Below are 13,513 nucleotides of genomic sequence, written 5' to 3' on the forward strand. Positions count from 1 at the left end.
GAAAGGTTGGTTTCATCCGGCTGAAGGCGAGCGCGGAATCACGGTGGGACGCAGGTCGTATTGCGGCGTTGCACCGCCAGCTGAGCGTCCGGCCATATGCGTTATCGGCATCAACGGCATGCCGGACAATCCGCTCGTCCCGGGCATCCCGACGCCGGCGCCCGGCAATGTCGCGGCCGCCGGGCTTGTCGTCGGACCTGCCCAGAGCTGCGGCACAGACAGCGGGCCGATGGCGGTGGCCCTGCCCAGGCTCGCCGAGACGCTAGACCCGCTGCTGCCCAGTGCCGTGGTGGCCGAGCCAATCGCGCTTGGGGCCGAACCGGCCCAGCCGCCCAGAGCCGAGTTGGCGGCGGTGACGGCCGCTGGGGCGGCGATAGCCGACGCGGTGCCTGTTTTCGCGAACCCGAGACCTCGCATCAAAAACGTCAAGGGATAGGTCGCGAGTCTGGCGGGCACGGTAAGTGAGTTCAGCAGCGACAGCGAATGCAGCGACGACGACGTCGCCGGCGACGAGGGCGATGCCAGTCCCGCGAGCGCATGCGGCGTTGCGGCTTGAATAGCGGCCGGGCCATGGGTGGTCGGTGGCGGCTCGGTGAACGGACTCAACTGCGAGGCCGCCGCTGACGAGCCGGCGTAGCCGTACATGGCGGCAGCATCCTGAGCCCACATCGCGTCGTACTGAGCCTCAGTCGCGGCGATCGCCGGCGCATTTTGTCCCAGGACATTGGTGGCAAGCAGCGTCATCAGCTGAGCGCGGTTGGCGGCGATGAGCGGCGGCGGCACTGTCATCGCGAACGCGGTTTCATAGGCACCGACGGCCAATCGCGCTTGGTTGGCGGTTTCTTCGGCCTGGGCAGCGGTGGCTTGTAGCCACCCCACGTAAGGTGCGGCCGCGGCTGCCATCGCCCCCGACGATGGGCCCGACCACGATGCCGCGGTCAGCCCGGAGATCACCGAGGAGTAGGCGAGCGACGCCGAGCCGAGCTCGGTGGCCAGTTCGTCCCAGGCCGATGCTGCGGCCAGCATCGGACCGGCGCCGGCCCCGGAATACATCCGGGCGGAGTTGATTTCGGGCGGCAACATTCCATAGTCCATCGCTATGCACCTCCGTGAAGCGCCGCGATTGGATCGGCGGGAATGCCTGATTTGCTGATGATTAAAGACAGTGCAGACATGGACTTCTCCTGAAGAAGAACGGACATTGTGACGGAGACAGACCCATCGGCCACTGCGGTGCTCGTACCGCGGACGCTGCTACGCGATTCAGAACTGAGTCGCGGGCTACGTCGCCGAGGTCAGCGTCGAAAGCTGATACACCGCGGATGGCGTGGGTCGGCGCTCATCGGCCGCCATGGCATGGCCCGACGGCTCGGCGCCGAATCGGTCACTGCCGAGCGATGCAGAACTGAGTTAAGAGATCTTGTCCGGAATGATCCGATGCCGGCGCACGGGCGCACGTGCCGCCCGGCCACGACCACACGATCGGCGTTGACACCGGCGAAGTTTGCGACGCGGGTATCACCCGCAATTGGGCCGGTGGACGATCGCGGTGCAGTCCCGCGGCCTTGAATGCCGTATGACTTGCCGGTGCGGAGGCCTGTCCCAGCTGCGCGTGGTCAACATGGGCAGCGCTCGACGCGGTGGCCGACGGCGGGGTGTCCGGCACGGCGCGTTCTAACCGCAGCAACCAGCACCCGAGGACAGCGGCCAGCACGCATACCACCGCGGCGATGGCGATGGCCGACTGCGACCGTGAAGGTCGGCGTGCGACGCTGAATTTCACAGTGTCTCAACTGTAACAGCGCGCAGCGGGGTTCAGCAGCGCTGCGACGTGGTGCGCTATCCGGCGGCCGGCGGGTGGGCCATCACACTCGGGCGGAACCCGTATCGGGGCGCGGAGCCATTCAGCCCGTGGCCATTCGCACCTGCCAGCGGCATCCCGCCCAGTAGGCTCCCCGGACCGCCTGCCACGCCGCCCGGCGGGATGCCCTGGGCGATGCTCGGCAATGCGGTGGCCCCGGAGGCAATCGGCGACATGGCCGTCCAACTCGACGGCACCGACAATGGTCCGATCGAGCCTGCCTGACCCAAACCGGCCGCTACTCCGCCAAGTCCGCCGAGTCCACCGAGCGGGCCTGCCAATGCGCCGCCGAGCCCTTCGGCGGCAGCCGCGCCTCCAGCCGCCGCCCCCTCGGCTGCCTCCGCAGCGCCACCGACGCCCGCCATCGCGGCGAAATCGGTCATGGTGCCCAAGAAGTTCCCTGGCATGTAGAACCCCGACGAGAAGATGGTGTTCCAGAAATTGTCATTCAGCCCCAGGCCCTCCGAACCAAACAGGCCATCCGGGAACAAGGAGCCCAGGAAACCGGAGCCCAACGTCGACGACGCCGGGGAGGAGAGGCCCTGCAGTGTCTGCGGGATGGTAGTCGTCAACTGCGAAAGAGCCGTCTGAGTGCCTGCGACGGTTGCCGTTCCGGTGGCTTGGGTAACCGCCGCGGCCTGCAAAACCGGACCAGCCGTCGTCGTGGTCACCGGTGGTTCGGTGAACGGCGCCAACGCCGATGCGGCCGCCGACAAGCCGGCATAGCCGTACATCGCCGCGGCGTCCTGTGCCCACATCTCGGCGTAGTGCGCTTCGGTGGCCGCGATCGCCGGCGTGTTCTGGCCAAGGAAGTTGGTCGCGACCAACGACGCCAGCAGCGCACGATTGGCGGCGATCACCGGCGGGGGCACCGTCATGGCGAACGCGACTTCGTAAGCGCCCGCAGCGGCCTTGGCTTGGATGGCCGTCAGTTGCGCCTGGGCCGCGGCGCTGCCCATCCACGCCACATACGGAGCGGCGGCCGCGGCCATCGACGCCGATGCCGGACCGCGCCATGGTCCGGTGGCCAGATTGGTGACCGCCGACCCGTAATCTGCGGTTGCAGAGGCCAATTCGGCGGATAGGTTGTCCCACGTCGTGGCAGCTGCCAATAATGGTCCGGCACCAGCCCCGACGTACATGCGGGCGGAGTTGATTTCTGGTGGTAGGGCTGCGAAATCCATTGCATCGCTCCTCAACTCGTGGCGACAGCGTTAGCTGTCTCGGTGGCCGCGTAAGACCCCGAGCTGGTCGCCAGCATCGTCACGAACGCGTGGTGGATGGCGTTGGCTTGCGCGCTGACCAGTTGGTACATCTGCGCGTGTGCGGCGAATTGTGCTGCAGTCAGCGCTGATACCTCGTCGGCGGCCGCGGGAATGAGTGCCGTGGTCGGTGCCGCCGCTGCGGCATTCTGGGCGCTCACCGCCGAGCCGACAGATTGTAGATTAATCGCCGCCGCGGACAGCGCTTCGGGTACGATGTTGACGAATGACATGGACTGCTCCTTCGAATACCAGATCGCCCCGGTGGACTAGTCCATCCCTGGGCGCATGCAGGCAACGCACACCCGTATTTGCACAGGCGTGCCTGAAAATTGGCCCAATGCATGCGTTAGACAGCAGGCACCGTGCCTGGACCGAATCGAGATCGTTACGGTCGTCGAATGTTGCGGACTCGGACGGTCATGTCCGAGCTGAAAATCACAGTTCGACCCATCGCGCGGGCCAAGCTGCACTGATCGTGGGTAGCATTGGCTACCCGCTTCTGGCACGGCGGTGAACGCGGCCTGATATCAACCCAAGCCGACCTCTCGACGCGTTTTAGCCGACGCGTTCGGCCTGCACGGCCCACTTCTCCTCGATACGGCCATAACGCCAGACCATCAGAGCGACAACCCATGTCGCCACGAACAGCCCGACAATGACAAAGCCGACGGCGTTGAGGTTCAGCCCGCCGACCCAATCCCAAAATGGGCCGCCCCAGCCGAATTGATCGACGAATAGGCCAAGCAGTTCGACGCTGCCGATCAGCAGGGCAACCGCCACGGACAGCCCGGTGATGGTGATGTTGTAGTACACCTTGCGCACCGGATTCGAAAAGGCCCAGCCATAGGCGAAGTTCATGAACGAACCATCGATGGTGTCCAACAAGCACATTCCGGCGGTGAACAGCACCGGCAGACACAGAATTGCGTACCAGGGCAGGCCGGCCGCGGCGCTGGTGCCGGCCAGCACCAGCAGCGCGACCTCGGTGGCGGTGTCGAAGCCTAGCCCGAACAACAGGCCGACCGGATACATATGCCAGGACTCGGTAATCGACTTGGTGAAGCGACCAAGGAAACGATTGAGCAATCCGCGGTTGTTCAGCTGTTCTTCCAGCTCGTCCTCGTCGTAGACGCTGCGGCGCATCTGGGCGAACACCCGCAGGATCCCAACCAGGATGACCACGTTGATGGCGGCGATCAGGTACAAGAACACGCCCGAGACCGTCGTGCCGATCAGGCCGGTGTAGTGGTGCAGCGCCGACGAATCCTGCCTGACCGGCCCAACGATCGCTTTGATGCCGAATGCCAGCAGCAGTGCCAGCCCGAAGACGACAGAGGAGTGGCCCAGCGAGAAGAAGAAGCCGACGGCCAACGGGCGCTGCCCGTCGTTCATCAGCTTGCGGGTGGTGTTGTCGATCGCCGCGATGTGGTCGGCGTCAAAGGCGTGCCGCAGTCCCAGGGTGTAGGCCGTCAACCCGATGCCGATACCGAAGGCCTTGTCTCCGACCGAAAAGTGCGCCGGTTCGACGACGAGCACCAGCGTGCACCAACCGATCAGATGCAGCGCGACGATCACTGCGAACATGGCGCACAGACGTAGCCACTCGTCTGGCGTCAAGGCGTTTCGCAACCTCGACCACGACGATTGCTGCTGACCGAATGCAGCGCCGGCCATGTCGTGTCCTCTCCGCGCGAGAAGAAAACCCCGGCCGTTGACGACGTTAATCCTTCAGCAAGCGTCATGCAGACGATTTGCAGTAATAATGCAAATCATTTGCAAGTGGAATATCGTGGAATTTAGTGGAATTCCGTAGCAACGCTGGAATTGCGTCCTCGCTCAACGCCGGTAGGTGATCAGCGGGATCGCCAGTTCGGCCGCCGTGGCAGCGCCGTGGAATCCGACCAGCTGTGCCACTTCCGGCGGCTCAAGACCGGTGGCCAGCACCGCCGTATCGCCGGTGCAGGTGACGACGACATCGCCGATCCTGTTGAGGTGATCGCCGTCCACTGGCCCGAACACGCCTGCCGCAACGGCATTTTCGCGGCTGCGCACCTCGGCGCGCCCGGCCAGTATCTCGCTCCACGCCGCGATGACGTCGGGCGCCGCGCCGGCGACGGTATGGAGGTAGCGCACCCGCGGATCGCCGGCCGCCACCCGTACTCCGGCGGCCAGCTGTGCGTCGGTCCCGAGGTCGATTCGCGCGCCCGCCGGGATGTTCAGTCCGCCGTGGTCGGCCGTGACCAGCAGCGCCGCATCTGCCGGCAGCGCCTCGACCAGCCGCGTGAGCAGCGCGTCGATGTAACGGGCGGCGCTATGCCATTCCGGTGAACCGATCCCGAACACGTGCGCGGCGGTGTCGAGGGCGGCGGTGTAGCCATAGACCAGCCCCGGTCCTGCCGCCAGCTCGTCGGCCACCCGCTGCGCGTAGTCATCGCCCGGGTTCGCCGGACGGAAGTCCGCGCCGCGGTAGGCCGCTTCGGTGAGGCCGCTGCCGATGAACGCGGCCGGCAGCACCGCCCGCGCGCTGATACCCGCCGCGGCGAGCCGTTCGAACCATGTCGGGACGGGCTGCCACTGGGCGGGCGGTGGGTCGTCGCGCCAAAAGATATGGTGCAGCACTCGGTCGGTGGCGGGCAGCTTGACGGTGAAGCCCAAAACGCCGTGCCGGCCCGGCGGGACTCCGGTGCCCAACGAGACCAGGCTGGTCGGTGTCGTCGACGGGAACGTGCACGTCAGTTCCTGGAGCCGTCCGACCTCGCCGGCCAGGATCGACGCGAGCAGCGGAGCGCTGCCCGCCAGCTCCGGCAGCAGATGCCAGCCCATCCCGTCGACGAGAATGACGGCGATGCGGCGCACGTCGCCCACCGTTTCGGTGATCCCCACTGCGTCGACCGCTTCCGGCGCTGACAGCAGCGCAGCCGCGGCGGGCAACACGTCGCAGATGGAACCGACCACGGACGTCAGTCTGGCAGCTTCCCGGGCCCTCGATCCGGTGCATTGGCGCGATTCGGCCATCAGGTGCGCGCATACTGGAGAAGTGACCAAGCCATCCGCGTTGGATCCGACGGTCACCGAGCGGATCGGCGAGTTGCTGCGCGCACATGGGCTGCGGCGGATGGCGTCCCGGATTGCGGTGTTGGCCGTGTTGGAGCCGGTTCACGGTCATTTGTCGGTGGCCGAGATCGACCAACAGCTGCGCCAACGTTTGCCGGCCGGTGAACAGCCGCCGGACCTGGCGACGATCTATCGGACGGTGACCACCTTGGTCGAGCAGGGTGTGCTGCACGCTTTGACCCTCGAGGGCGGGGTCACCACCTATGGGCTGGCCGAAGATCCGCACCATCACGCGGTGTGCACCCGGTGCGGCTCGATCATCGAGGTGCCCGCCCAACAGCTGAGTTCGGCGCTCGAGCATGCGATGGAAGGCAGTTCGTTCACCCTGTCCGAGCGGGCCGGTCTGACCTTGCACGGCCTGTGCCCGGCATGCCAGTCGAACGACCGGCCGCCGTCAGCTCAGTCCGAGTAGCGCGTTCTCCACCACCTCGGGCAGCGCCGGGTGAATCCAGTATTGGCCGCGGGCCATCTGATCGGCCCTCAGCCCGCAACTCATTGCCTGGATCAGCGGCTGGATGATCGAGGATGCCTGGTGGCCCATGATGTGGGCCCCGAGTAGCCGCCCGCTACCGCATTCGGCGACGAGCTTGACAATGCCGGTGGTGTCCTCCATCGCCCAGCCGTAGGCGACGTCGCCGTAGTCCTGCACCTTGATCGACACGTCGAAACCCTTTGCGACGGCCTGGTTCTCGGTCAGGCCGACACTGGCGATCTGCGGATCGGTGAACACCGCCGAGGGCACGTAGCGGTGGTCGGTGGCCATCATCGCCTCGGTGTCGTCCCAGTCGCACAGCAGATTGTGCTGCACGACGCGCGCCTCGTGATTGGCCACATGCTTGAGCTCATACGGGGAGGAGACATCACCGAGCGCGAAAACATTACGGGCGGAGGTCCGTTGGTACTCGTCGACCACGATGCGGCTGTGCAAGACGTCGATCCCGACCTGCTCGGCGTCGAGCAGATCACCATTGGGTATCCGCCCGGTGGCCACCAGCACCGCGTCGGCGCTCAGCGTGGAGCCGTCGTCGAGTTCGAGCACGATGCGCGAGCCGTCATGACTGGCGTCGACGACGTTGCGATGGGTGCGTAGTTCCCATTTGGTCGAGGCGATGCGGGTGAAGCGTTCGCACAGCGTGTCGTCCAAGTGCCGCAGCAGCGTGCCGCCCCGGACCACCAGCGTGATCCGAACGCCGAGCGCCGAGAAAATGTGCGCGAATTCGGCTGCCACGAAACCGCCGCCGATGATCACGAGGTGCTCGGGCAACTCGGCGATACGCATGATCGTGTCGCTGGTGTGGTATTCGACGCCGCACTCGAGGACGGCCGGCGGAGCAACCGGCCGTGATCCTGCGGCGATCACCACCTGGTCGGCGGTGAACTCGTCGCCGTCATCGGTGCGCAGCAGGTAACGACCGTCGGGCGCAACCGGGCCGAAACGGGTGTGGCGTCCATACACGTCGACATTGGGGGAGGCCCGTCGATAATCCTCTCCGCTGATCCCGATCGGGTCGATGCGTCCGAAGATGCGCGAAACGATGTCATCCCAACGCACACCATCGATATGCGCATCGATACCGTAACGCGCTGCGCCGCGGATGGTTTGGGCAACCTCGGCCGCGTAAACGAACATCTTGGTCGGGATGCATCCGACGTTGAGGCAAGTGCCACCGAAGACACCCTGTTCGCAGATCGCGACTCGTTTGCCGGCATAGCGTTCATCGAGAACGCTGTTGCCCGAACCGGTTCCGATGATTGCGAGGTCGTAGGTTTCCATGTCGTCATCCGTTCTGTGACGGTATCGGTTCGGCGGCGCCGAGGTAGTGGTCGAGCCAGGTGTCCAGCTGACGATAGGCCTCCTGGCGGGGCCGCGGCATGGACAGGAACACATCGTGTTTGGCGTCGGTAATCGGGACGATCGTGCTGCGGTTGCCGATGCAGCCGGCCCACCGGGCGATGTGGCTGACGTCGAGCACCGCGTCGCCGCATTGCAGGGCAACCGAGTCTGCGGTTTCGGACACACTGTGGTCTGAGCGCAGGATCAGGTTGGGCACCCCGACATCGAGCCCGCGGTGCAGCCGGGCCTGTCCTCGCCGGATCGCGTGTAGCCAGCCGAAGGTGATCGGGAAACCGCCCAGCGGCTTCCACTGCAGGTCGTAGTCGAATTCGCCGTGATAGCTGTTGTGCAGGCTGGCGCCGTAGCCGCCCGCACCGGGCGCCCGGGCCACCCGTGTTTTGCTGACCCGCGCGATCGCTGCGATCAGCGCAGAGGTCACCACCCAGCGCAGCACCGCCGCACCGGGCAAGTCGAGCAGGGGACTGTTGAGCACCAGGCCACCGATGCCGGCCCGGGCGGTGGCGTCCCGGCTCCGCAGCCGATCCAGCCACAGCGACCCGATGAGCCCGCCGGCGGAATGTCCGCACACCAGCACACGAGCGGCATCGGCGTCCTCGCGGATGACGGCCAGGGCGTGGTCGAGTTCGGTGTCGTAACACTTCAGGTCGGTGGTGAAGTGCGGGGTTTGACCCGGCCGCCACGAACGTCCGCATTTACGTAGGTCAACTGCGTAGAACGCGAAGCCGCGATCGGCGAAGTGGTCAGCCAGCGCGGTATTGAAGAAGTAGTCGGTATAGCCGTGCATGGCCAGGACAGCGTGTGGTGCGGCGGCGGCTTCGCCGCGACGGATCACGGTCGCGACGACGTCTCCTTCGTCGTCAGGATCGCGACCCAGCGGGATCGTGCGCTGCCAGTAACCGGGCAGGACATCGCGCTCCCAGCCAGTCACGTTCGCCAGCTTAAAGCGTGCTGGATTGCATTGACTGCTGCCGGGATAGCCTGAGGACCGGTACAGCCGATCCACGACGAAGGACAAACCTCCGGTGTCCGACTCCGCTACAACCGCGAAGGCCGACGTCGTGCTGGTGGGGGCGGGCATTATGAGCGCCACCCTGGGGGCGTTGCTGCGACGGCTGGAACCCGGCTGGTCGATCACTGTGGTCGAACGGCTGGACGGCGCCGCCGCCGAAAGCAGCGGCTCGTGGAACAACGCCGGCACCGGCCACTCCGGGCTTTGCGAGCTGTTCTACACCCCTGATCGCGGCGGCTCGATCGACATCAGCAAAGCGGTGCGCGTCAACGAGCAGTTCCAGGTCACCCGCCAATTCCTGGCCTATTCCGTGGAAAACGGCATCCTCACCGACGTGCGCGGCTTCCTCAACTCGGTCCCGCACGTCAGCTTTGTGCAGGGCGTCGACGAAGTCGACTACCTGCGACGGCGCCGGCAAGCGCTGTCGGCCAACCCGCTGTTCGCGCGCACCGAGTTGATCGAAGATTCCCACGAGTTCGCCCGCCGGTTGCCGCTGATGGCCGCCGGACGTGACTTCAGCCGGCCCGTGGGGCTGAGCTGGGCCGCCGACGGCGCTGACATCGACTTCGGTGTACTGGCACGACAGCTCATCGGTTACGGCGTACAGGGGGGCACCACCGCGTTGTTCGGGCATGAGGTGCGCAATCTGTCCCGTCGACGCCAGGGTGGTTGGTCGCTGAGGATCCGCAACCGCCGCACCGGCCAAAGCCGCGACCTCCACGCGAAATTCGTGTTCGTCGGGGCCGGCGGCGAGGCGCTGCGGCTGTTGCAGCGCTCCGGGATCAAGGAGGTGAAGGGTTTCGGGGGCTTTCCCATCGGCGGGCGGTTTTTGCGCAGCGCCAATCCTGCCCTGGTCGGGGCGCACCGCGCCAAGGTGTACGGCATGCCCGCGTCCGGCGCGCCCGGTGTGACGGCGCCGCATCTGGACGTGCGGATCGTCAACGGCAAACCGTGGCTGTTATTCGGGCCGTTCGCGGATTGGTCGACGAAGTTCCTCAAGCACGGCCGTGTCTCCGATCTGGCGCGGTCGGTCAAGCCGAACAACGTGTTGTCGATGCTCGGCGCCGGGTTCGGCCACCGGAAGCTGGTCAACTACCTACTCGGCCAGGTGCAGCTCACCCACCCTGCGCGGGTCGATGCGCTGCGTCAGTTCGCGCCCAGTGCAGTCGATTCCGACTGGCAGACGGTGGCGGCCGGCCAGCGGGTGCAGGTGATCCGGCGCGGAAAACTCGAGTTCGACACCACGGTGCTGACTGCCGCCGACGGCAGCATCGCCGGCCTGCTGGGCGCCTCGCCGGGCGCCTCGACAGCCGTATCGGCGATGCTCGATGTGCTCCAGTGCTGCTTTCCCGATCGCTATCGGTCGTGGCTGCCGACCCTCAAAGAGATGGTGCCCTCGCTGGGAACCGCGTTGTCGCGGGAGCCGGCGCTGTTCGACGAGGTGTGGTCATGGGGCACAAAGGTGTTGGAGCTATGACCGCCGCATTGCGCCGAGCGTGGGCCAAAGACCTTGACGCGCCGACCCTCTATGAGCTGCTCAAACTGCGGGTGGAGGTCTTCGTCGTCGAGCAGGCCTGCCCTTATCCCGAACTGGACGGGCGAGACCTGCGTTCGGAAACCCGACATTTCTGGCTGGAAGAGCCCGATGGTGCGGTGATCTGTACGCTGCGGCTGATGGAAGAGCACGCCGGCGGGCACAAGGCATTCCGGATCGGCCGGTTGTGCACCAAACGCACTGCGCGCGGGCAGGGTCACACCACCCGACTGCTGCAAGCCGCATTGGCGGAGGTGGGCGACTACCCGTGCCGTATCGACGCCCAGGCCTACCTCGCCGAGATGTACGCCCAGCACGGCTTCGTCCGTGACGGCGAGGACTTCGTCGAAGATGGTATTCCGCATGTGCCGATGCTGAGGCCGGGCGGGCCGTGAAGCCCTACCCGTTCAGTGCGATCGTCGGCCATGAGCAGCTGCGGCTGGCGTTGATCCTGTGCGCGGTGCGCCCCGAGATCGGCGGGGTGCTGATCCGCGGCGAGAAGGGCACCGCGAAGTCCACCGCCGTGCGGGGCCTCGCCGCGCTGCTGTCGGCCGCCGCGTCGGAGGGCACCGACGCCCGGTTGGTGGAACTGCCGATCGGCGCCACCGAGGACCGGGTGATCGGCTCACTGGATCTGCAGCGGGTGCTGCGCGACGGTGAGCACGCGTTCTCGCCCGGGCTGCTGGCCCGCGCCCATGGTGGTGTGCTTTACGTCGACGAGGTCAACCTGCTGCACGACCACCTGGTCGATCTGCTGCTCGACGCCGCCGCGATGGGCCGGGTGCACATCGAACGTGACGGGATCTCACATTCCCACGAGGCCCGGTTCGTGCTGATCGGCACGATGAACCCGGAAGAGGGCGAGTTGCGCCCACAGCTGCTGGACCGCTTCGGGCTGACGGTCGACGTGCATGCTTCGCGTGAGGTCGACGTGCGGGTGCAGGTCATCCAGCAGCGGATGGCTTACGAGGCCGACCCGGACGGATTCGCCGACCGGTATGCCGCCGCCGATGCCGAGCTGGCCCGCCGGATCGCCACTGCCCGCCGACTGCTCGACGACGTCGTACTGCCGGAGAACGAGTTGCGCCGCATCGCGGCGCTGTGCGCGGCGTTCGACGTCGACGGGATGCGTGCTGATCTGGTGGTGGCCCGCACCGCCGTCGCTCATGCCGCCTGGCGGGGCAGCGGCGACGTCGAGGAGCAGGACATCCGGGTGGCCGCCGAGTTGGCGTTGCCGCACCGGCGCCGCCGCGACCCGTTCGATGATCCCGGCATCGACCGTGACCAGCTCGACGAGGCGCTGGCACAAGCCGCACAGGACAATCCACCCGAGGACCCGGAGCCCGACCCGGATCCGCCGGGCGGCGGGGAAAGCGCCAATGACGAAGCACCACAACAGAATTCGCCGAGCCAACCGCCTACTGTGCGGTCCAGCGCGCCGCCGTCGTCGACCTTCCGGACCCGCGCCCTGACCGTGCCGGGCGTCGGTGCGGGCGCGCCGGGCCGCCGATCGCGCGGCCGCAACACCTCCGGCGCAGTGGTGGCCGCCACCGACGACGTCACCGCCGGCCATGGCCTGCACCTGTTCGCCACCGTGTTGGCCGCTGCCGAGCATGCGGACGGCGGGAACCGGCTTCGGCTCCAGCCCGGCGATGTGCGCCGCGCGGTCCGGGAGGGCCGCGAAGGCAACCTGGTGATCTTCGTCGTCGACGCCTCGGGTTCGATGGCCGCCCGCGACCGGTTGGCGGCGGTCAGCGGTGCGACCTTGTCGCTGCTGCGCGACGCGTATCAACGGCGCGACAAGGTCGCCGTCATCACTTTCCGTCACCAGGGTGCGCAGCTGTTGTTGCCGCCGACGACGTCGGCGCACATCGCCGCTCACCGGCTGTCCCGCTTTGACACCGGCGGCAAGACGCCGCTGGCCGAAGGGCTGCTGGCCGCCCGCGAGCTGGTGCTGCGCGAGAAGGTTCGCGACCGCGCGCGCCGTCCGCTGGTGGTGGTGCTCACCGACGGGCGGGCGACGTCGGGTGCAGATCCGTTGGGCCGCAGCAGCACTGCGGCCGGCCTGCTGGTCGCCGAAGGCGCCGCCGCGGTGGTGGTGGATTGCGAGACGTCGTTCGTGCGGCTGGGGCTGGCCGAACAGCTGGCGACCCAGTTGGGCGCGCCGACACTGCGGTTGGAGCAGTTGCGGGCCGACTATCTGACCCAGGCCGTGCGCGGCGCAGCCTGACTTCGGGGGGTGAATCAGTCATGCCACAGGGCCGCCCGCTTCAGGTTCCCGACGACGGCTTGACCACTCGGGCCCGGCGCAACTCTCCGGTGCTGGCCGTGCACACCGGGCCGGGTAAGGGAAAGTCGACCGCCGCATTCGGAATGGCGCTGCGGGCCTGGAATTCCGGGCTGAACGTCGCGGTGTTCCAATTCGTCAAGAGCGCCAAGTGGAAGGTCGGCGAGGAGGCGGCGTTTCGCGAGCTGGGCCGGCTGCACGACGAACACGGTGTCGGCGCAGCGGTCGAGTGGCACAAAATGGGTGCCGGCTGGTCGTGGTCGCGGAAGGCCGGCAGCGACGACGATCACGCCGCGACGGCCGCCGACGGCTGGGCCGAGATCACCCGCCGACTGGCGGAGCAGCGACACGACTTTTACGTGCTCGACGAGTTCACTTATCCGCTGAAGTGGGGCTGGGTCGACGTCGATGAGGTGGTGGACGCCCTGCTGTCGCGTCCGGGCCACCAACATGTGGTGATCACCGGCCGCGACGCCCCGCCGCGGCTGGTCGACGCGGCCGACCTGGTCACCGAGATGACCAAGATCAAGCACCCGATGGATGCCGGGCGCAAAGGTCAGAAGGGCATCGAGTGGTAGAGGCGCCCCC

13 protein-coding genes are annotated in these 13,513 nt (G+C 66.9%); 5 read left to right on the top strand and 8 right to left on the bottom strand.

Translation table 11 applies throughout. The features are described from left to right. Positions 1 to 12 precede the first annotated feature (12 nt). From AC5Y5W_RS07660 to AC5Y5W_RS07685, 6 genes are all read right to left on the bottom strand, one after another. The gene (locus AC5Y5W_RS07660) at positions 13 to 1,095 is read right to left on the bottom strand and encodes a PPE family protein (protein ID WP_500022239.1); all 1,083 of its coding nucleotides are present in this window, start codon (positions 1,093 to 1,095) and stop codon (positions 13 to 15) included. Positions 1,096 to 1,384: 289 nt separating this feature from the next. Continuing rightward, positions 1,385 to 1,783: a putative copper homeostasis (lipo)protein LpqS gene (gene lpqS / locus AC5Y5W_RS07665; protein WP_500022240.1), complete on the bottom strand. Its 399-nt coding sequence runs from the start codon at positions 1,781 to 1,783 to the stop codon at positions 1,385 to 1,387. A 56-nt stretch (positions 1,784 to 1,839) separates the two neighbouring features. After that, positions 1,840 to 3,045 (bottom strand): PPE family protein, encoded by a 1,206-nt coding sequence (locus AC5Y5W_RS07670; protein ID WP_500022241.1) that lies wholly within the window; start codon positions 3,043 to 3,045, stop codon positions 1,840 to 1,842. An 11-nt stretch (positions 3,046 to 3,056) separates the two neighbouring features. Continuing rightward, positions 3,057 to 3,356, bottom strand: a complete 300-nt coding sequence (locus AC5Y5W_RS07675; protein ID WP_500022242.1) for a PE family protein — start codon at positions 3,354 to 3,356, stop codon at positions 3,057 to 3,059. Between the two features lie 325 nt (positions 3,357 to 3,681). After that, entirely contained in the window at positions 3,682 to 4,800 is a 1,119-nt protein-coding gene (gene nicT / locus AC5Y5W_RS07680; RefSeq protein WP_500022243.1) for a Nickel transporter NicT, read from the bottom strand. 162 nt (positions 4,801 to 4,962) lie between these two features. Continuing rightward, positions 4,963 to 6,081, bottom strand: coding sequence for an alkaline phosphatase family protein (locus AC5Y5W_RS07685; RefSeq protein WP_500022244.1), 1,119 nt, complete (start codon positions 6,079 to 6,081; stop codon positions 4,963 to 4,965). Positions 6,082 to 6,163: 82 nt separating this feature from the next. Between AC5Y5W_RS07685 and AC5Y5W_RS07690 the strand changes: the two genes are divergently transcribed. After that, a complete protein-coding gene (locus AC5Y5W_RS07690; RefSeq protein ID WP_500022245.1) occupies positions 6,164 to 6,652 on the top strand; it encodes a Fur family transcriptional regulator in 489 nt (162 codons plus the stop codon). Here the strand turns inward: AC5Y5W_RS07690 and mtr are convergent. Both mtr and AC5Y5W_RS07700 read right to left on the bottom strand, forming a co-directional pair. Then, complete coding sequence (gene mtr, locus AC5Y5W_RS07695) at positions 6,635 to 8,014, bottom strand: mycothione reductase (protein ID WP_500022246.1); 1,380 nt, start codon at positions 8,012 to 8,014, stop codon at positions 6,635 to 6,637. The genes AC5Y5W_RS07690 and mtr overlap by 18 nt on opposite strands. A gap of 4 nt (positions 8,015 to 8,018) precedes the next feature. Further along, positions 8,019 to 9,023: an alpha/beta hydrolase gene (locus AC5Y5W_RS07700; protein WP_500022247.1), complete on the bottom strand. Its 1,005-nt coding sequence runs from the start codon at positions 9,021 to 9,023 to the stop codon at positions 8,019 to 8,021. Positions 9,024 to 9,117: 94 nt separating this feature from the next. Here AC5Y5W_RS07700 and mqo point away from each other — a divergent pair, with 94 nt between their 5' ends. The 4 genes from mqo to cobO are packed head-to-tail and all read left to right on the top strand — an operon-like array spanning position 9,118 to position 13,503. Next, positions 9,118 to 10,581, top strand: a complete 1,464-nt coding sequence (gene mqo, locus AC5Y5W_RS07705) for a malate dehydrogenase (quinone) (RefSeq protein WP_500022248.1) — start codon at positions 9,118 to 9,120, stop codon at positions 10,579 to 10,581. Next, positions 10,578 to 11,033, top strand: a complete 456-nt coding sequence (locus AC5Y5W_RS07710; protein ID WP_500022249.1) for a GNAT family N-acetyltransferase — start codon at positions 10,578 to 10,580, stop codon at positions 11,031 to 11,033. The genes mqo and AC5Y5W_RS07710 overlap by 4 nt, the downstream gene beginning before the upstream one ends. Beyond that, positions 11,030 to 12,868, top strand: a complete 1,839-nt coding sequence (locus AC5Y5W_RS07715; RefSeq protein WP_500022250.1) for a magnesium chelatase subunit D family protein — start codon at positions 11,030 to 11,032, stop codon at positions 12,866 to 12,868. Before AC5Y5W_RS07710 ends, AC5Y5W_RS07715 begins: the two co-directional genes overlap by 4 nt. 20 nt (positions 12,869 to 12,888) lie before the next feature. After that, entirely contained in the window at positions 12,889 to 13,503 is a 615-nt protein-coding gene (cobO, locus tag AC5Y5W_RS07720) for a cob(I)yrinic acid a,c-diamide adenosyltransferase (RefSeq protein ID WP_500022251.1), read from the top strand. The last annotated feature ends 10 nt before the right edge of the window (positions 13,504 to 13,513 follow it).

Source organism: Mycobacterium sp. NGS51, from assembly GCF_059812525.1.